The sequence below is a fragment of the Streptomyces liliiviolaceus genome (genome assembly GCF_018070025.1).
Lineage (GTDB): Bacteria > Actinomycetota > Actinomycetes > Streptomycetales > Streptomycetaceae > Streptomyces > Streptomyces liliiviolaceus.
The window spans coordinates 5,013,842-5,032,489 of sequence record NZ_JAGPYQ010000001.1 but is presented as its reverse complement, the minus strand read 5'-3'; the positions used below and the strand labels follow the sequence as shown (position 1 = coordinate 5,032,489).

At 70.6% G+C, this 18,648-nt stretch carries 18 protein-coding genes; 8 read left to right on the top strand and 10 right to left on the bottom strand.

The window, feature by feature from the left end; all coding sequences use genetic code 11:
• Positions 1-16 precede the first annotated feature (16 nt).
• From J8N05_RS22030 to J8N05_RS22015, 4 genes are read right to left on the bottom strand one after another with little or no spacing between them, the layout of a single operon-like run.
• Positions 17-940 (bottom strand): ABC transporter permease, encoded by a 924-nt coding sequence (locus J8N05_RS22030; RefSeq protein WP_210885155.1) that lies wholly within the window; start codon positions 938-940, stop codon positions 17-19.
• On the bottom strand, positions 937-2,016 hold the full coding sequence (locus tag J8N05_RS22025) for an ABC transporter permease (protein ID WP_210885153.1): 1,080 nt from the start codon (positions 2,014-2,016) through the stop codon (positions 937-939). Before J8N05_RS22025 ends, J8N05_RS22030 begins: the two co-directional genes overlap by 4 nt.
• A gap of 51 nt (positions 2,017-2,067) precedes the next feature.
• Positions 2,068-3,843 carry an ABC transporter ATP-binding protein gene (locus tag J8N05_RS22020; protein WP_210885152.1) on the bottom strand — a complete coding sequence of 592 codons (1,776 nt, stop codon included), beginning with the start codon at positions 3,841-3,843 and terminating at the stop codon, positions 2,068-2,070.
• Complete coding sequence (locus tag J8N05_RS22015) at positions 3,840-4,886, bottom strand: BMP family protein (RefSeq protein WP_210885151.1); 1,047 nt, start codon at positions 4,884-4,886, stop codon at positions 3,840-3,842. Before J8N05_RS22015 ends, J8N05_RS22020 begins: the two co-directional genes overlap by 4 nt.
• Before the next feature lie 165 nt (positions 4,887-5,051).
• On the opposite strand from J8N05_RS22015, the gene J8N05_RS22010 reads away from it, so the two are divergent.
• On the top strand, positions 5,052-5,771 hold the full coding sequence (locus J8N05_RS22010; protein WP_247706396.1) for a GntR family transcriptional regulator: 720 nt from the start codon (positions 5,052-5,054) through the stop codon (positions 5,769-5,771).
• 21 nt (positions 5,772-5,792) lie between these two features.
• Here J8N05_RS22010 and J8N05_RS22005 read toward each other — a convergent pair whose 3' ends face one another.
• Complete coding sequence (locus J8N05_RS22005; RefSeq protein WP_210885150.1) at positions 5,793-6,260, bottom strand: MarR family winged helix-turn-helix transcriptional regulator; 468 nt, start codon at positions 6,258-6,260, stop codon at positions 5,793-5,795.
• A gap of 102 nt (positions 6,261-6,362) precedes the next feature.
• Between J8N05_RS22005 and J8N05_RS22000 the strand changes: the two genes are divergently transcribed.
• Positions 6,363-7,577: an amidohydrolase family protein gene (locus J8N05_RS22000; RefSeq protein ID WP_210890294.1), complete on the top strand. Its 1,215-nt coding sequence runs from the start codon at positions 6,363-6,365 to the stop codon at positions 7,575-7,577.
• 97 nt (positions 7,578-7,674) lie between these two features.
• Here J8N05_RS22000 and J8N05_RS21995 read toward each other — a convergent pair whose 3' ends face one another.
• Positions 7,675-8,835: a serine hydrolase domain-containing protein gene (locus J8N05_RS21995; RefSeq protein ID WP_247706395.1), complete on the bottom strand. Its 1,161-nt coding sequence runs from the start codon at positions 8,833-8,835 to the stop codon at positions 7,675-7,677.
• Positions 8,836-8,965: 130 nt separating this feature from the next.
• Here J8N05_RS21995 and J8N05_RS21990 point away from each other — a divergent pair, with 130 nt between their 5' ends.
• Positions 8,966-9,469 (top strand): hypothetical protein, encoded by a 504-nt coding sequence (locus J8N05_RS21990; RefSeq protein ID WP_210885149.1) that lies wholly within the window; start codon positions 8,966-8,968, stop codon positions 9,467-9,469.
• A 21-nt stretch (positions 9,470-9,490) separates the two neighbouring features.
• Here J8N05_RS21990 and J8N05_RS21985 read toward each other — a convergent pair whose 3' ends face one another.
• Positions 9,491-9,862: a winged helix-turn-helix transcriptional regulator gene (locus J8N05_RS21985; protein WP_210885148.1), complete on the bottom strand. Its 372-nt coding sequence runs from the start codon at positions 9,860-9,862 to the stop codon at positions 9,491-9,493.
• Between the two features lie 77 nt (positions 9,863-9,939).
• Here J8N05_RS21985 and J8N05_RS21980 point away from each other — a divergent pair, with 77 nt between their 5' ends.
• The 5 genes from J8N05_RS21980 (at position 9,940) to J8N05_RS21960 (ending at position 14,743) form a co-directional block, all read left to right on the top strand.
• Entirely contained in the window at positions 9,940-10,350 is a 411-nt protein-coding gene (locus J8N05_RS21980) for a RidA family protein (RefSeq protein WP_210885147.1), read from the top strand.
• 127 nt (positions 10,351-10,477) lie between these two features.
• Positions 10,478-11,062, top strand: a complete 585-nt coding sequence (locus J8N05_RS21975) for a dihydrofolate reductase family protein (RefSeq protein WP_210885145.1) — start codon at positions 10,478-10,480, stop codon at positions 11,060-11,062.
• Positions 11,063-11,351: 289 nt separating this feature from the next.
• Positions 11,352-12,350: an MFS transporter gene (locus J8N05_RS21970; RefSeq protein ID WP_210885143.1), complete on the top strand. Its 999-nt coding sequence runs from the start codon at positions 11,352-11,354 to the stop codon at positions 12,348-12,350.
• Positions 12,347-13,915 carry a PucR family transcriptional regulator gene (locus J8N05_RS21965; protein ID WP_210885141.1) on the top strand — a complete coding sequence of 523 codons (1,569 nt, stop codon included), beginning with the start codon at positions 12,347-12,349 and terminating at the stop codon, positions 13,913-13,915. Before J8N05_RS21970 ends, J8N05_RS21965 begins: the two co-directional genes overlap by 4 nt.
• Positions 13,916-14,062: 147 nt before the next feature.
• Positions 14,063-14,743 (top strand): DUF4232 domain-containing protein, encoded by a 681-nt coding sequence (locus J8N05_RS21960; protein ID WP_210890292.1) that lies wholly within the window; start codon positions 14,063-14,065, stop codon positions 14,741-14,743.
• A gap of 94 nt (positions 14,744-14,837) precedes the next feature.
• Here the strand turns inward: J8N05_RS21960 and J8N05_RS21955 are convergent, their stop codons facing one another.
• The 3 genes from J8N05_RS21955 to J8N05_RS21945 all read right to left on the bottom strand — a co-directional run bounded on the left by J8N05_RS21955 (position 14,838) and on the right by J8N05_RS21945 (position 18,563).
• Positions 14,838-16,448 (bottom strand): nucleoside hydrolase-like domain-containing protein, encoded by a 1,611-nt coding sequence (locus tag J8N05_RS21955; RefSeq protein WP_210885139.1) that lies wholly within the window; start codon positions 16,446-16,448, stop codon positions 14,838-14,840.
• A gap of 38 nt (positions 16,449-16,486) precedes the next feature.
• Positions 16,487-17,455, bottom strand: coding sequence for a sugar-binding transcriptional regulator (locus J8N05_RS21950; protein WP_210885138.1), 969 nt, complete (start codon positions 17,453-17,455; stop codon positions 16,487-16,489).
• A gap of 115 nt (positions 17,456-17,570) precedes the next feature.
• A complete protein-coding gene (locus J8N05_RS21945; protein WP_210885137.1) occupies positions 17,571-18,563 on the bottom strand; it encodes a D-ribose ABC transporter substrate-binding protein in 993 nt (330 codons plus the stop codon).
• Positions 18,564-18,648 lie beyond the last annotated feature (85 nt).

The window sequence follows — 18,648 nt, the reverse complement described above, 5'->3', positions numbered from 1 at the left end:
TGAAGGTGTGGCGGTGTCATGTGCCGCGTACGAACGGCACGGTGAGCGCCGACGGGGCCCTGCTGCGGCCGACCAGACCGCTGACCGCCAGCAGCGCGAACACGTAGGGCAACGTGGTGAGCAGCGGCGCGGACACATGGAGTCCGAGAGCGGGCGCGGCGAACTGGAGGGCCTGCGCGGTGCCGAAGAACAGACAGGCCAGCATGGTGGGCCAGGCCCGCCAGCGCCCGGCGATCACCGCGACGACCGCCAGATAGCCCACACCGGCCGTGAGGTTGTCGCTGAAGGAGTGCACCTCCGAAAGCGCGAGCTGCGCGCCGGCCAGCGCCGAGGTGGCGCCCGTCAGCAGGACGACGGCGTACCGCACGGCCCGTACGGGAAGCCCGCACCGGTCCGCGGTGGTCGCGTCCTCCCCGACCGCGTCGACCGCCAGCCCCCACGCCGTACGACGTGCACCGGCGACGGCGAGGACGGCCGTCACGGCGAACGCCGTGTAGCCGAGGGCGCTCTGCTGGAAGAGGGCGGGCCCCAGGACCGGGATGTCCCTGAGCACCGGTACCGGCAGCGGGTCGAAGCCGGGCACCGAGCCGGCGCCGCCGTCGCCGAACCACAGCCGTGCCGCGTAGGTCGTGCCGCCCAGGGCCAGGGCGTTGATCGTGATGCCCGTGACGATCTGGTCGGCGCGCAGGGTGACACTCAGCACCGCCTGGAGCAACGCGACGACCAGACCCGCGACGAGCGCGGTGCCCACCCCCACGACCGCGCTCCCGGAGGCCAGGGCGCCGGCCGCGCCCGCGAACGCGCCCGTGAGCATCATTCCTTCGACCGACAGATTGAGAACTCCCGCGCGTTCGCTGGGCAGTTCACCGGCCGAGGCGAGCAGCAGCGGCACGGCGAGGCGGACCCCGCCCGCGGCGAGTTCGTCGAGCACGGCACTCATACGGCACCTCCGGCGCGGCGGTTGCTCCACAGCATCGCCGCCGCGATCAGCAGCACCAGGACGCTCTGCACGATCTGCACCGACGAGGCGGGCACCCCTGCCGCGAGCTGCAGGTTGATGCCGCCGCTGGTGAGGAAGCCCAGCAACAGGGAGACGGCGGCCACCGCGATCAGCGAGCCGCGCGCCAGCAGGCCCACCACCAGCCCTGTGAAGCCGTACCCGGAGGAGAAGTGTTCCGCCAGCACGTACGGCGCGCTCGCCACGAGGCAGGCACCGGCGAGCCCCGCGAGGCCGCCCGCGACCGCGAGCCCGCCCTCCTGAAGACGTGACACCGGCAGTCCCAGCCGCGCCGACGCGGCGGGGGAGTGGCCCACCGACGTCAGCTTCAGGCCGGTCCCGGTGTACCGCAGGACGACGGCGGTCACGACGACGGTGACGGCCGCGACGACCACGAGGGCCGTCGCGGGCGACTGTGCCCCGGCGATCAGGGGAAGCCGGGCGCCCTCCGCCAGCGGCTGTGACTGGGGCAGTGTCTCCGAGGAGGTCACCGGCTGCCGCAGCAGTCCCTCCTCGTGCACGGCCACGGACACGGCGCCCGCGCCCACGAAGTTCAGCAGGAGGGTCGTGATGACCTCGCTGGTGCCGCGCCGGGTCTTCAGCAGCGCGGCGATCCACGCCCATCCGGCGCCGCCGAGAAATCCGGCGAGCAGGGTCAGCGGTACGCCGACCGCGGCCGGGGCCTGGGCGGGCAGGGCCAGTCCGGTGGCCGCTGCGGCGAGGCCGCCCGCGCACAACTGCCCCTCGCCGCCCACGTTCACCAGTCCGGCCCGGTGCGCCACGCTGAAACCGGTGGCGATCAGGGCGAGCACGGCCGCCGAGTTCAGGGAGGTGCCGACGGAGTACGCGGAGCCGAACATGCCCTCGTCGAGGGCCGCCCAGGCGGTCGAGGGGTCGGTGCCCGCGGCGACGACGAGCACGGCACCGACCCCGACGGTCAGGAGCGCGGCACCGGTGGCCAGGGACAGGGGATGGCGCAGCCGGGAGAGCAGGCGCGGTGGGGCGAGAGAGAGGGTCATGACGGTCCTTGCGCGAAAAGGGGTGCGAGGGGCGGCGGCGGGACGCCGGTCTCAGGGCAGGGGTGGAGTGATGGGCGAGTCATGTGCGGAGGGCACCTCGTGCGCCGGGAGAGCGGAATCCGCTCTCACGAGTTCCGTTGTCACGGGGTCGGGCGCGGCCTCGGCGCCGAGCATCAGGTGTCCGATGTGCTCTCGGGCCGTCGGCGCGCCGGTGGCGACAGGTGCGGACAGCCGGCCCCGGTAGGCGACGACCACGCGGTCGCACAGGGCGAGGAGTTCGTCGAGTTCCGAGGAGACGACCAGGACCCCGGCGCCCTGTTCGGCGGCCTCGCGTATCCGGGTGTGTACGGCGTCCACGGCGCCGACGTCGAGACCGCGGGTGGGCTGCGCGGCGGCGAGACACACCAGAGGGTTCAGGGCGAGTTCCCGTGCCAGCACCACCTTCTGCTGGTTGCCGCCGGACAGCGCGGACATCGGGGTGTCCGGGCTGTCCGCCCTGATGTCGTGGGCGGACAGCATGTCCTGGGCCGCGCGGCGCATCGCGGGCCGGTCCAGGAACAGTCCGCCGCGGCGGAATTGCCCGAGCCTGCCGAGGAGGAGGTTGTCCGTCACGGACAGGTCCGGGACACAGCCGTCGTGGTGGCGGTCCTCGGGAACGACGCCCAGCCCGGCCGCGGTCCTGCGCCGGGGCGTGGCCCGGGTGATGTCGGCGGGGCCGAGCGTCACGGAGCCCGAGTCGGGGGCGCGGGAACCGCCGAGCACGGCCATGAGCTCGCTCTGCCCGTTTCCCTCGACACCGGCGATCCCCACGATGTGTCCGGGCTCGACCTCCAGAGCGACGTCGTCGAGGACGGGCGTAGCGTCTGCGCCGCGCACGGTGAGGCCGTGGATCCGCAGTGCCGGCGGTCCTTGGCGGGTGGCTGTGCCTGAGGGGGAGGCGGCGGTGCGTGGCGCGGTGGTCCGGGTCGCCGTGCCGCAGTCGAGGGCGGGGTCGGCGACCGGGGAGCCGATCGCCACATCGGGTCCGGGTTCGGCCCCAGCGTCGGCGTCGGTCCCGGTCCCGGTCAGTCCGATCGTGCCGGACAGCGCCGGGTCCAGGGAGTCGGCGGGACGCCCGATCATCAGCGGGACGAGCCGCTCGGCGGGCAGGTCCGCGAGCGGACCGCCCCCGACGACCCGGCCCCCGCGAAGCACCGTCGCCGTGTCACCGGCCCGCGCGACCTCGCCGAGCTTGTGGGTGATGAGGACCACCGCACCGCCCCGGTCCGCGATCAGCCGGCAGGTCGCCAGCAGGGCCTCCGTACCGGCCGGGTCGAGGACACCCGTCGGCTCGTCGAGCAGCAGCAGTCGCGGCTCGCGCAGCAGGGCCTTGACGATCTCGACCCGCTGGCGCAGTCCCACGGGCAGTTCGGCGACCCGGGCGCCGAGATCGAGCACCAGCCCGTACTCGTCGGCGACCCGGTCCACCCGCCTGGCGAGATCGGGCAGCCGCAGCAGCCGCAGGTTCTCGCCCACAGTGAGCGTCGGTACGAGGCTGAAGTGCTGGTGGACCATGGCGATCCCGGCGCCGAGCGCGTCGGCCGGGCGGCGCGGCGCGTACGGCTGCCCGTAGAGGCGCAGCGTGCCGGTGTCCGGGGCGAGCGAACCGCCGACGAGATGGCACAGGGTCGACTTTCCGGCGCCGTTCTCGCCCAGCACGCAGTGCACGGTGCCGGACTCGACGACCACCGTGATGTCCCGCAGCGCGCGCACGGAGCCGAAGGACTTGCCGAGATCCCGGATCTCCAGGGCGGGGGCCCGGGTCTCGCGGTCTGGTGACGCGCTCATCGGGTCCTGATCTCCCCGGCTGCGATCTTCGCCTTCAGCCCGTCGAGCTTCTTCGTCGTCGCCGAGGCCGGATTCCCGCACAGCACGATGTCGTTGTGCGGTTCTTCGAAGGTCAGCCCGAAGTGGACCGACTCCGCCTTCCACGTGTCGGCGGCGAGGTGGTCCGCGGCGTACTCGATCTCCGCGCCGATGTCCGTCTCCACGTACCCGGCGTAGGCCGCGTCGGAGGAGCACGGGTGGGCGATCGGACCGCCGATGAGGGAGCCGTCGCTCTGCGCGGCCGCCTGGGCGAGGCCCTTGTGACCGAGGTTGAGGATCTGCCCGAGGACGTCGGCACCGGCTCCGAAGTCGGCGAGCGCGGACTGCTTGGCCTTGGCGGCGTCGTTGAAGTCACCGACGTACTGGGGCGCGAGGACCTTCACCCCGGGGTCGGCGGCCTTGGCTCCGTCCGCGAAGTTCTTGGCCGCGTTGACGATGGCGGGCAGCTCCGCGCCGCCGACGAACGCCACCGTGCCCTTCTTGGACAGCAGGGCGGAGGCGGCCCCCGACAGGTAGGCGGCCTCGGCCTGTTGAGGGTCGTAGAGCGCGAGGTTGTCGAGCGGCTCGGCGTCGGCGGGGCCGCCGATCTCCGCGAACTTCACGTCGGGGAACCGTGCGGCGACCTTCCGTACCGCGGCGTCCGTCTGCCCGCCGAGGGAGATGACGAGGTCCGAGCCGGTGGCGAAGCGGACGAGGGCCTGCTCGTAGTCGGCGGTGGTGACCTGTTCGACCTTGCTGAACGCGATCGTGCCGTCGTGCTTCTTCGCGGCCCGCTGGTAGCCGCGGTACGCCGACTCCATGAAGCCGTCGTCGGAGAGCGAGCCGGGGAAGAGCACACCCACCTTGAACGTGCTGTCGGCGGTGCTCGCCGACGGGGACCCGCCGCATCCGGTGAGCGCGACGAGCCCGCCGAACGCGGCGGCACAGGCCAGCGCACGGTTGAGGCTGCGGGAGCGAGTACGGGGACGGGTGCGCGTGCGGACGAGGGGACGGAACTGCGGCATCGAGTGCCTCCGGGGGACAGGGCCGAGAGCCGGTTACTGGTATACCGTTAAGTGGCAATCAGTGTGGAAGCCCTGTGTTTCAGCGGTGTTAGGGCGCGGTTAGCACTCGCTGCGCCTGCCGGGTGGCGGCCTAGAGTGAGCAGCCCCGGAAACTGGAGGAAACCCGTGGTCAAGAGCGCCGGACCGTCCGCCGAGCCGCGCGGATACCTGCGCCAGCGTGCCTACGACTCGCTGCGTCAACGGATCGTCGAGGCTGAACTGCGGCCCGGACAGCGCCTGGTGGAACGCGACCTCGCCGCCGAACTGGAGGTCTCCCGGATTCCGCTGCGGGAGGCTCTGCGGCTGCTGGAAGCCGACGGTCTGGTCCTCCTCGTGCCGCACCGCGGTGCCCTGGTCGCCCCGTTCACCCCCGCGGACGTACGGAACCTGTTCGACGTGCGGGAATCACTGGAGTCGCTCGCCGCCCGGCTGGCGGCCGAACGTACCGACCGGGCCGGCCTGAAGCGGCTTTCCGACCGCCTCGACAGCGCCCGCGCCGCGACCCGCGCCGGTGACCGCGACGCGATCGCCGCCGCCAACGCGGGCTTCCACATCGACATCGTCGACCTCGCCGACAACCCGCTCCTGACCGGCATCATGCGCCCACTGGAGGCGCGTACGCACTGGTTGTTCCGCCTCACCGCCCAGCGGGACCCGGCCCAACAGTGCAGCGAGCACGAGGAGTTGTACGACGCGATCCAGGCGGGCGACGGCGACCGGGCCGCGGCCCTCGCGCACGGCCACATCGCGGCCGGCCGTCAGGCGAGTCTCGACCTGGCCGCCGAGTGGACGGACCCGCAGCTCGACCCGGAGGCGGTCGCGGCCCGCCGTCGACGCCGCCGCTGAGCCGAGATCCGGACGGGACCGTCAGTCGCGGTTCGGGGTCCGGTTCCTCGACCAGGCGGTGGCGTCGGCTCCGTACCGTGTCAGGAGTCGTGTGAACTGGGTCCGCTCCTCCGGCGACCAGGCGACCGTGATCTCCAGGAACGCCTTTCGCTGTTCGGCGGCGAAGCGTTCGCGTTCGGCCTCGCCGTGCTCGGTGAGTTCCAGCACGGTGCGGCGTCCGTCGGACTGGGACGCCGCCCGGCGCAGCAGTCCGTCCTCTATGCAGGCGGCGACGGTCCGGCTGGCCACGGGTTGCGCGACGCCCATCTCGGCGGCGAGCCCGCCGACGGTCGTCTCGCCCGGCGCGTCGGCGATGACGTTGAGCACGAGGTTGCGGGAGAGGTCCTTGCTCGATGCCGGTGTGCGACGCCGCAGACGGGACAGCGCCGGGCCGATCTGATCCAGCGTCGGGTCGTCGGAGGGCTGCTCGGAGGAGGACGTGCTGCTCATGTACCGAGTCTAGGCCCGGCAGACTCATTTGCATACCATTCAATAAGTGCATAGCATTAGGTATGTAAATACAGAACGAACCAGGAAATGAGGCGGACCGCCATGGCGCTCACCGCGATCACAGGCGCGCAGATCTTCGACGGGGAGAAGACGGTCGGCGTGCAGACCGTGGTCATCGAGGACGGGAGGATCGCCCGCGTCGGCGGCGACGCCCCGCAGGGCAGCGAGATCGTCGACGGCAGCGGCGCCACCCTGCTGCCGGGACTCATCGACGCCCATGTCCACTCCGCTCCGGGGTCCCTGGCGCTCGCCCTGCGGTTCGGGGTGACGACCGAACTGGAGATGCAGGGGATGAACACCCGGGAGAACCGGGGGGCCATCACCGATGACGACACACAGGCCGATGTGCGCTCCTCCGGTTTCGCCATCACGCCGCCCGGCGGACACCCGAGCGAGCTGATGCCCGAGGGGTTCCGGCCCAAGTGGGACCTTCCCCCGGTGATGCCCCTGATGCCGTTCTCCACCACCCCCGAGGAAGCCGCCGCCTACGTGCCGCAGCTCCTCGCCCGGGGATCCGACTTCATCAAGTTGATGATCGACGACGGCAGCGTGGAGGGACACCCCGGGCTGCCCTCGCTCGACCAGGCCACCGTGAACGCCGGTGTCGCCGAAGCCAAGAAGTACGGCGCCCTCACCGTGGCCCACGCGCTGACCGTGGACGCCACCAGGATGGCCGCCGAAGCCGGTGTCGACGGCGTCACCCATGTGTTCATGGACCAGCCGCACACCGCCGAGATCATCGCCCTCATCAGGGACGCGGGCATGTTCGTCATCCCCTGCGTCACCCTCAACGCCTCGATGATGGGGATCACCGGCAGCGCACTCGCCGACGACCCCCGGGTCGCCGCACGCCTCGACGACGCGTGGGACCGGACCCTGCGCTCCAGCTACAACCGCTACCCGCAGGGCAAGCTCGACGACGTGTACGACACCGTGCGCGCGCTGGACGCCGCCGGTGTCGACGTGCTGGCCGGTACCGACGTCTCCATGCCCGAGACGTTCTTCGGGGGCCTGGCGCACGGAGCGAGCCTGCACCACGAACTGCAGTACCTGGTGGCGGCCGGCCTCACACCCGCACGGGCCCTGCGCGCGGCCACGGCGACCACGGCCCGCCGCTTCCGCCTCAGCGACCGGGGCCGCATCGCCGAGGGCCTCCGCGCCGACCTCCTCCTGGTTGACGGCGACCCGACCAGCGACATCGGCGACACCCTCAACACCCGCGCGGTCTGGCGCCGCGGCACCCGCCTGACGGCATGACCGGGGTCTCTCCCGTTCGGGGGAGGGACTTGATCGCCTGGTTCCCGCCAAGAACAGCCGGCCGAACACCTGGGTGTCGCGTCGAGGGGCTACTGGTTCAGCGGTTCTCGGTGCGGACTCGGTCGGTGATGCCCTGTGTCAGGGTCTCCGCCTGGTCCTCCAGGTTCCATTTGCCCTTCTGGTACGCGTGGTTGCTCACCCAGAAGACCAGGACGCCGTCGCGCAGCGACCTCGTGAGGTAGGCCAGCGACCAGTCGTTGCCGCCGTTGTGCCAGACGGTCCGTCCGGCGGGGGTCTCGCGGACGGCCCAGCCGTATCCGTACGAGCCGTCCAGGCCGGGCACCCGTACGCGCGGCGCGAACAGCTTCCGCCTGGCCTGGTGCGGCAGGATCTCGTCGCCCGAGAGGGCCCGGTGCCACCGGAACATGTCCTCGGCGGTGGAGAGCATGCCGCCGTTGCCCCGCAGATGCCAGTACGGCCCGTCGGGCGCCCAGGGATGGTCGACGGGCCTGCCCTGGCTGCGCCCCTTGCTGTCGTACTCCACCGCGATCAAGTGCCGTGGCCACCGGGGCAGGACGTATCCCGTGCGTTCCATGTCGGCCGGGGCGAACAGGTGCCGGGCCAGGAACGGCTCGTACCCCTCCCCGGACGCCTTCTCGACGATCGCGGCGAGCAGGCTGTATCCGGTGTTGGAGTAGTGGAACTCCTTCCCCGGGGGCGACTGCGGTTTCGATGCCAGTGCCTGTCGCACCAGTTCGTCGCGCGTGACGGGGTGGTAGTCGTCGCCGAGTGCCTCCACGAGACCCGAGGTGTGTGTGAGCAACTGGTCGATCGTGATGTCGCGCTTGTCCATGGGCACCGGCCCCAGGAAGCGGCTGATCCGGTCGCTCACCCGCAGCCGTCCCCTCACCTCCAGCTTCAGGATCGCGGCGGCGGTGAACTGCTTCGTGATCGACATGACGTCGTACACGGTGCGGCAGCTCGCGGGAGTGCCGGAGGCGCGGTCCGCCGCGCCGAACCCTCCGCAGTACGCGAGTTCGTCACCGCGTGCGGCGATCACGGTGCCGCCGGCCCCGGCGGGCAGGGCACGGTGCAGGAAGTCGGCGACCGACTCCCCGTCGCGCGCCGTCGGGGTGGCCGCGGCGGACCGGGTGGCCGGCCGCCGGGCGTCACCCTCCTGGGAGCACGCGCCCAGCATCAGCAAGGTGGCCAGGGCGGTGACGGCGGTGCGGGTGCGGCGACTACGGGGCAGACCCATATGACCTATGACCTCCAACATCGGGAATCCGCACCGAGGTTGACGGTCGCCGCTTCCGCTCTTCAAGCTGTCAGGGTGTTCGAGCTTGTGCGAGCCCGTGTACGTCCAGCTCATCAGGGGGACCAGCGTCATGACCACCGCACCGCCCACACCGCCGGACACCGACGCCGCCGCCTTCGTGGCGGCGCTGCGACGGCTCAAGGCCTGGTCAGGTCTGAGCTACCGCCGACTGGAACGCCATGCGGCCGACGCCGGTCACTGTCTGCCGTACTCCACCGCGGCGACCATGCTCGGCAGGGAACGGCTTCCGCGTGAGGAACTCGTCGCGGCGTTCGTCGCGGCCTGCGGAATCCGGGGCGACGAGGCGGAGGCTTGGCTGGACGCCCGCACCGGCATCGCGTGCGGTCCCGTAGACGTACCCGTACCCGCAGAGGTCAGGTCTGTGGGCCTCGCGCCCGCGAACGTCGCACCGCCGGTCGACGCGCCGGCGCGCACCAGGTCCTGGCGGTTGCGGTGGGCACTTGTCGGTGCGGCGGCACTCGTCGTCACCGCGCTCCTCGGCGGGGCGACGACATCCGGCGCCTTCACCGACGACGAGGAGGTGCTGCAGACGTCGACGTCGGTTCGTCTGTGACGCACTCTGCGCATGGACCTCTCACAGGTCGGCTTCTTCCTGACTGTCGAAGTCTTCGCGTGCGCGTTCGATGGCGGGCATGTTCCGTGAGGCCCACTCCAGCAGCACGTCGATGGGGTGCCGAAGGGTCTTGCCGAGGGGTGTGATCCGGTACAGGACCGCCACGGGGCGGGTGGAGACGACCTCGCGCTCGATCACGCCGTTGCGTTCCAGCCGCCGGAGCGTCACGGTCAGCGATTTCTGCGTGACCTGGGGGATGGCCCGGCGCAGTTCGTTGAAGCGGCACGGGCGTTCGCAGAGCTCGTTGAGGACGCTCAGCGACCACTTGTCGAGGATCTGATCGAGCAGTTCGCGGTGCGGGGCCTCGATGAGGAGTTCGTCGTCGGTATCCATGGCGAAACCTGGTCTCGTTGAAGTGTCCTTCTCCTACTAAGTAGCTTACGGATACTTACTCCGGAGGAGAGAAGACCATGACTGTTCAGTACTTCACGCCGGAAGGCATGCTGCAGCCGACCCCGTACCACCACGTCGCCGTGGGCACCGGGACGAGGCACGTTCACGTCAGCGGGCAGATCGCGCGCCGGGCCGACGGGGCCCCGGTCGCACCCGGCGATCTGGCCGGGCAGGTCGCCCAGGCGCTGCGCAACACCTCCGTCGGGCTGGCGGGAGCGGGCGCGTCCTTCACGGACGTGCTGCGCCTGACGTTCTACGTGACCCGGTGGAGCCCTGACAGGATCGGCGATTTCATGGCCGGTGTGGAGGCCGTCGCCGAGGAGATCGGGCTCCGGCTTCCCCTGCCCCCGGCCTCCCTCATCGGAGTCGATTACCTCTTCGAGCCGGATGTTCTCGTCGAGGTCGAGGCAACCGCGATCCTTGACTGATCGGGGCCGGCGCGTCAGGCCCGATGAGTTTGCCGACTGCCCGAAGTCTTCCCTGTGACATCCCGATCCGCCGACGGATCGGGACGTGAACTGATCGCGATGTCATGGAGGAGAGAGGGAGACCCGGATGCGTAATCCGATTCGGCTGTACATGTCCATGTCGCTCGACGGCTTCGTCGCCGGTCCGGACGATCGGCCGGGCCAGGAGCTCGGACGTGCCGGTGGGCGTCTTTTCAACTGGCTCGACGACCGCGAGTCCGACGGTCCCAGCGGACAGATCTATCGCGAGGCGCTGGCGACCGGCGCGGTGATCTCCGGCCGACGGACCTTCGAACTCGCCGGGCGGTGGCAGGGCGACCACCACGACGGTGTGCCGATCTTCGTCCTCACCCACCAGGTGGACGACGGGGACGTGCCACCCGGCCACGCGCGATTCGTCACCGATGTCGACGAATGCGCCCGTCAGGCTCGCGAGGCCGCCGGGGACCGGCCGGTCATGGTCCACGGGGCGAGCGCGGCCCAGGCGCTCCTCCGTGCCGGGCACATCGACGAGATGGAGATCCACCTGGTCCAGGTGCTCCTCGGGGGAGGCCGACGACTCTTCGACCACCTCGGTGGGGAGCACATCGAGCTCGACCTCGTCCGACGGCTGGACGACCGCGACGTCACGCACCTTCGCTACCAGGTACGCCGCCCCGGGGAGACCGAGTGAAGACGCCCCTCGCCGACCACCGCGTACCGAACCGGACCGCTCGCTCGTGGTCCCACGCGGCGGAGTGAGGCCGGAGAACACTCACTGGCCGGCCGGAGCGGCAGCCATGACTGATTGACGTGGCGCGCGAGTACACGTTGTCCGAGCGGACATGCCACCCGGGGCAATGCTGTCCGATCGGACAGACACGGCGGGCCAGGCGGGCCCTAGGTTCACCTTCTGGTCGCGTTCTGCGACGACCACCCGCCTTGCGCACACCGCCCAGAGCCACCAGTCCCCGGAGCATGCCATGAGCGCCACCCCACCCGCCTCCACCCCACCCGCGTCCACCGTTTCCGCACCCGGTCCCACAGCCCCGGGACCGGGCCATATGCGTCGGGTCGCCACGGCCAGTTTCATCGGTACGGCGATCGAGTTCTACGACTACTACATCTACGGGACCGCCGCAGCCCTCGTACTCGACGAGGCGTTCTTCCCCGAGCTGTCCAGAACGGCGGGCACGCTCGCCACCCTTTCCACGTTCGCCATCGGGTTCGCCGCCCGTCCGCTGGGCGCCGCGGTCTTCGGTCACTTCGGTGACCGGGTGGGCCGCAAGGGCGTCCTCGTCGTCTCGCTGCTCATGATGGGACTCTCCACCGGTCTCATCGGCCTGTTGCCCGGATACGCGACGCTCGGTGTCTGGGCCCCGGTCCTGCTGGTGCTGCTCCGCGTCGTGCAGGGACTCGGCCTCGGCGGAGAGTGGGGCGGCGCGGCCCTTCTCGCCGTCGAGCACGCACCCCAGAAGAAGCGCGGCCTGTACGCGGCGGCACCCCAAATGGGCTCTCCCGTGGGCTACTTCGCCGCCACCGTCACCTTCCTGGTCATGTCGTCCGTCCTCGACGACGGAGCGTTCCAGAGCTGGGGATGGCGCATACCCTTCCTGCTCTCCTTCGTCTTGGTCGCCGTGGCGGTGCTCGGAGCAGCGACGTTCTTCGTCGCCCGCTGGTCCGACCGCGTCGGCCGCCGCAAGCTCATCATCGCCGGCGCCGCGTTCGGAGTCGTGTGGGGCGCGGTCCTCTTCCCGCTCCTCGATACCCGCAACTACTTCCTGATCGCTGTCGCGTTGAGCGGCGCCCTGCTCTGCATGGGCATCATCTACGGTCCGGCCGGCGCGTATCTCCCCGAGCTCTTCGCCACCCGCGTGCGCTACTCCGGTGCCGGCTTCTCCTACAACCTGGGCGGTGTCCTGGGCGGTGCGGCGGCGCCGCACTCACCGTGCCCTTCGACGTGGCGGGAGGCGAGGCTGTGATCACCGATGTGATTCTCGCCGAACCGGGCGAGCGGCTCGGGCCCTCGCCCGGGGCGCTCGTCCTCGCGGTGGGCGCACGCGGCGAGGCGGCGGTTCCCGTCGTCATGGCGGCCGGTCGTTCCGGCGCCGCCGCCGCGATGGTCAAGGTCGACGCCGACGGACTTCCCGCGCGGGTCCGCGAAGCCGCACGCGAGGCGGACATCACCGTGCTCGCTGTGCCGGAGAACGCACGATGGGACCAGCTGGCACAGGAGGCGCGCGCCGGATTGACCCGTCTCGGGGCTTTGACCGCCGCGGCCCCGGGCACGCCGGGCGATCTCTCCTCGCTGGCCCAGACCCTGGCCACGGTCACCCACGGAGTGGTCAGTATCGAGGACTCCGCCGGACATGTGCTCGCGTACTCCAGGTCCGGCGAGGAGGCCGACGAGCTGCGGCGACTCACGATCCTGGGGCGCGCCTGCCCCGAGCCGTATCTCAAGGTGCTGCGCGACTCGGGCGTGTTCAAGCGGCTCCGCTCCGGTGAGGAGGTCGTCGAGACCGCGGAACAGCCCGACCTCGGCTACCGGCGCCGACTGGCCATCGGCATCAACGCCGGCCATCGCCCCCTGGGCACGATCTGGGTCCAGGAAGGGAAGCGTCCGCTCTGCGAGAGCAGCGCCGAGACCATGCGGGGAGCGGCACGGCTCGCCGCACCCCAGCTCGTGGACCACTACTACCAGGGGGACGCGTCCGCCCGGCTGGCCTCCCGGGTCGACCTCGCCCACGGTCTGCTGACCGGACGCTTCAACGCCGGGGCTCTCGCCCGTCACCTGGGGCTCGACCCTGTGCAGGGCGCCACCGTGATCGGGGTCGACCTGCGTGAACCAGCGCACCCCGGCGCCTCGGCGGCCCTGGACCTGCGGCGCGAGGAGTCCGCCGGGATCATCTCCCTGCATGCCTCGGCGTTCCGCCGCGACGCCCTCGTCACCCAGGCCTGCGGCCAGATCTACGTACTGCTTCCAGGAAGGAACGCCACCGCCGACGACACCGTGATCCAGCGCTGGGTCACCGAGCTCGTCACCGTACTCCGACGGCAGTTCGGTACTCCCGTCCAAGCGGTCCTCGCCGGCACCGCGCCGCACCTCGAAGCCGTCCCCGCGGTGAAGACGCGCGGTTATCACGCCCTGCACCTACTGGCACGCACTCCCGAACGCGCGGTGGCCACCCATACGGAGCTCCAGGCGGCGCTGCTCCTGGGGGATGTGCTGCGACTGCTGGACGAGCATCCCGACACCCGTCACGAAGGACTTGAAGCCCTCGCCGCCCACGACGCCGAGCAGGGATCCGAACTGGCCCGCTCCCTGCTCGCCTACCTTGACGGGTTCGGCGATGTGGCGCGGACCGCCGAGGCGCTCAACGTCCACCCCAACACCCTGCGCTACCGGGTCCGCAAGGCGATCTCCCTGAGCGGGATCAGCATCGACGACCCCGATCAGCGGCTGGTGGCCATGCTCCAACTGCGCCTGGCCGTCAACGGCGGGCCCATCGAGAAGGACCCGTTCCCTGGCCGGGCAGTACGACGGTGATGTCGACGCCGATTTCGACGTCGATTCATGGAACCGATTCGTTGATACCGGACCTGGACATTCTCGGGATCATCTGAAGATCGGCCCGGTCCTAGTGTCGGTGGTGTCAGCAGGAAGCACTGCAACCGACAGCCGCTGGAGATCATGATGCGCTCGCGTCTCGCCGCCCGTTCCACCCGTCTCGTCCTGGCCGCCGCAGCCGTGACAGCCCTGGCCGCCACCACCGCGTGCGAGCCCGAGGAGTCGTCGGACACCGGCAGTTCCGCGGCTCCCTCGTCCGCCTCCTCCGGCGGCGGTGGGAGCGAGACCCCCGCCGACGACAGTCCGTCGACCGGGGCCGGCACCACCGGTGGCTCCAGCAGCGGCGGCTCCGACGACGAGGGTGACTCGGGCAGCGGCGACAAGTCCGGCTACGGGCAGTCCTGCGGCACCAACGACCTGGACTTCACGGTCGCCTGGAAGTCCGATCCCGATGTCGACGGCTACTACCTGGTCACGGCCAAGGCCAAGTCCGGCATCACCTGCTACCTGGACGTCAACACCCCCAGCGTGGGCTTCGGTTCCGGCGCCGACGGCGTCGCCTCCCCGGTCGGACAGGGCGGCGAGGACCCGATCAAGCTCAGCGGCTCCGCCGTCGCGTACACCGGCATCGATGCCAAGACCACCGACGGCGACGCCGGCAAGCAGTTCGAGAACGTCATCATCGCGGTCACCGATGACGACCCCGAGCCCGCCGAGCTCGAACTCCCCGACACGGCCACCGTGGACAAGCCCGTCGTCACCAACTGGTCCACCAAGCGCAACGAGGTCGTCCCCCGCATCGTCTGAGTGCGGCCGGCGCCACGGCCGACGATCCGCTGATCCGCCGGCGCCCCTGGCGTCAAGTGGGCCGACCTGCCTGGAAGTTCATGCGTCAGTCGGGTCAGGTGACGGTGATGACCACTCTCTGGTAGCTGGTCAGGGCCGGTGTGCCGTTGTCCTTCGCCTCGACGACGAGATGAATGGTCTGGCCGGGCCGGGCGTCCGCTGGAACAACCACTCGCACCGCACCGGCCTTCGTGTGCCGGACGGCGACGGTGCCCGGGTAGGTTCCGGCCTCCCGGTACTGCCACCAGGTGCGGGTGACGGCGTCGCCGTCGGGGTCCGCGGTCCGGGCCGTGAGCTCGACCGTCCGGCCGGCACGGCGGCTGATGTCCAAGCCCTGGGGCACGCGGACGCGGGGAGCGTGGTTCGCGTCGGCGAACGTGCTGACACTCCGGTCGAGCCGGGCGGCGAAGTCGTTCTGGATGGCGGAGAACCAGCGCGCGGCCGCGTAGTCGCGGGGTGTCGCACCCGTCTCGTCGGCGTCCCGCGCGTTCTGGTTGGACCACCGGTGGGGATCGTCGGGATCGACGACCTGTCGGCCGCCCCAGCCTCCCCAGCCGGGGTGCTGGTAACTGCGCAGCCCGTTGTCGACGAGGAGCGCGAAGTTCGAGGAGTCGCCCTCGGAGATCCACGATCCCTTCGGTTGCGGCGGCGTCCAGACCAGATACCCCATCGCTCTCAGCTCCTCGGACGTGTGGCCGGACAGGCCGAAGTAGTCCTCGTCGTCGAAGCCGGCCGCCATCTGCTTGCCGTCGCCCCAGACGCGGTAGGAGGCACCGATCGGCCCCGTGCCGGAGACGTTGGCCCTGGTCCAGTCGGCGGAGTGGTAGACCGCGTCCTCGGGGCGGACGACGCCGCGGGAACCGTAACCCCAGACGGATGTGGCCACCTCGCGGTTCTGGATGTCCGGCCAGTTCGGTTTGATGTAGTCCTCGAACGTGGAGTCCTGCTGACCGAAGCTGGTGATGACCGCCTTGTCCACGATCTTCTTGTAGACGGCGCGCCACCGCGGAGTGCCCTGGTACCGGTCCTGGATGGACTTGAGCGCCCGGGCGATGGTGTTGGGTCCGCCCCAGGCCTGCAGGAACACCTGTCCCGGCTTGTCGTCGAGCAGGACCTTCCTGATGAGGTCGGAGCCCTTCGTGTCCGCGGCCATGTCGCCCTCGTCGATGACGTTGCCCGTCGCGATCAGCGACCGCAGCCGGGCGGGCGAGGGGTAGCGCGGGTCGTGGCGGACCAGGTTCCCGTACACCTCGGCGTAGGCGTCGACGGCCTCGTCGATGTGCAGCCGGGCACCGGGCGCGGGCCAGCGGTGCGGCTCCAGGCCGCGGCTCGCGTCGCCCCGGTAGTGGTGCTGGCTGGAGGAGTAGACCAGGCCGGCGATGTCGATCTCGTTGCTGTACAGCAGCATGCGCAGCATCGAGTTCAGGTCGTCCAGCTCCGGGTCGGTCGTCACGATCGTGCGGGGCGCGGCCGACGGCGTCGTGGCGTGAGTGCCGGTTCGTGAGCGCCGGTCCTTGTCCGCCGCGGGCGTGCCGCCGCCCGCCGCCGAGCCGGGCTGCGCCATGGGCAGGGTGAGCCCGAGAGCGGCCGTGCTCACGACGAGCACGCGGGCGATGCGGGAGGATATGGGGGAGTATGTGGTGCCGATCTGGACGCGGAGTGTCATCGAATGCCTCCATGTGTGGATCGCTGAATCGGTCGCGATCAGTCGTTCAGCAGCTCTCGGGCGACGTCGACGTCGGTGACCAGGATGTTGATCCACCTGCCGCGGACCGCACCGCGGATCGCCGCCACCTTGTCCATTCCGCCGGCCACCGCGATGCGGCGCTCCACGGCGCGGAGCTGGTCCGGTTCGATGCCGATGAGGCGGTCGTTGAAGGGCGCGTCGACGGAGTTCCCGTCGGCGTCGAAGTACCGGGCGCAGACGTCGCCCACGGCCCCGAGCTTCTTGAGCGCCCGCTGGTCCTGGGCGGTGATGGCGTTGCCCGAGCGTCGCAGCAACGGTGAGGGATCGAGGCTGCCGATGCCCAGCAGGGCCAGGGTGAGACGCGACCATGCCTGCATCACGTCCACCATCGCCGGCTCCCGCGACAGCAGGACCCTCAGCTCCCTGCTGCCGACCAGGGCGGCGGACGGGGCGAACACCGGTCGCGCGCCGGTGAGTTCGGCCAGCCGACTCGTCAACCGCGTGGCGTGCAGCTGTACTTCGGGGCTGCCCGAACCGCCGACGATCTGTACGACCTCCTGCGCGCCGGAGGAGGTCCTGGCCCGCATCACCTTCACGGACTCCAGCAGCGTGGCGCTCCAGGAGGAGACGCCGATGACGTCTCCGCCCTTGAGGGTGGCGTCGAGGTAGGTGGCGGTGGCGGCGGCGAGCGCGGGGATGACATCGGCTCCCGACCCCTCGACCTCGACCACGACGGCGTCGCGCAGGCCGTACCGTGCCACGAGGGCCTCTTCGAGCTCGGCGTGCACACCTTCCGGTGACACGACCACGGTACGGACCACTCCTCGGTCGACCGCCTCCTTCAGCAGGCGGGAGACGCGGGGCTGCGACATGTTGAGGTGTGCCGCGATCTCGGGCTGACGCACTCCGCGCTCGTGATACATGCGGGCCACCTTGATCAGCAGCCGCATATGGTCAGGGGTGGGAGTGGACGCTGCCGCCACCATGTCTCCATCCTTGTCGTCCCTGGCGGCCTGGCGCCAGAGCCTGTCACCGCTGCGGAACACCACACCTTATCGTCGGGGTTCCGCCACGGCTGGCCGCGGTGCGGGGTCGCCGGCATCAGAGTTTGGCGAAGACCCCGTACTCGTCGGCGTTCTTCACGGTGATCAGTTCGCAGTCGATGGACTGCTTCTCGGGCTGTCCGGTCTTGCCCGTCTTCACGTACTTGTCGGCCTGCTCGACCGCCCGCTCGGCCCCCAGCGCGGCGGGCTGGAGTGCCGTCGCCCGCATGGTGCCCGCCTTGATCTGGGCGATGGCGTCCGGACTGCCGTCGAAGCCGACCACGACGATGTTCTTGCGCTTGGCCGACTTGATCGCGGCCACCGCGCCCAGGGCCATGGTGTCGTTGCCCGCGATGACACCGCTGATCTTCGGGTTGCGCTGGAGGATGGTCTCCATCTTGCTGAAGGCCTCCTGCTGGTCCCAGTTGGCCGTCTGCTTGGCGACCTGCTTGAGGTCCGGGTACTGCGAGATGACGTCGGCGAAGCCCTTGGAGCGGACGCTGGCGTTGGTGTCTGACTCCTTGCCGGTCAGCTCGACGTACTCGCCCTTGCCCTTCGTCGCGGTGACGAACTCCTGCGCCGCGAGCTGCGCGCCCTGGGCGTTGTTGGACACGATCTGGGCCTTGGCGATACCGGTCTCGTTGATCTCGCGGTCGATGAGGAAGACGGGGATGCCGGCCTTGGTGGCCTTGCGGACGGGGCCGATCGACGCGTCGGCGCCCGCGTTGTCCAGGATGATCGCCGCGGCCTTGCGGGAGATGGCGGCGTCGATGAGTTCGCTCTGCTTGTTCGGGTCGTCGTCGTGCGAGGCGACCGAGGTCTTGTAGCCGAGGCTCACGGCCTTCTTCTTCGCCGCGTCCGCCTCCGCCTTGAAGAAGGGGTTGTCCGCGGAGGGGGTGATGATGGCGACCAGGTTGCTCTTCGATCCGCTCTTGGACGAGCTCGACCCGGAGGACGAGTCGTCGGAGCTCCCGCACGCGCTCAGGAGCAGGGCACCCGCGGCGAGGGCCGCGGTGGTGGTGACGGTGCGACGGGCCTTGCGGTGGAACATTCTGGTCTCCTCACAACGATGTGCGGACTTGCGTCAGTAGGGGTTCGGTACTGCGAGTGGGGCATGAGGGGGGATCAGGGGGAGG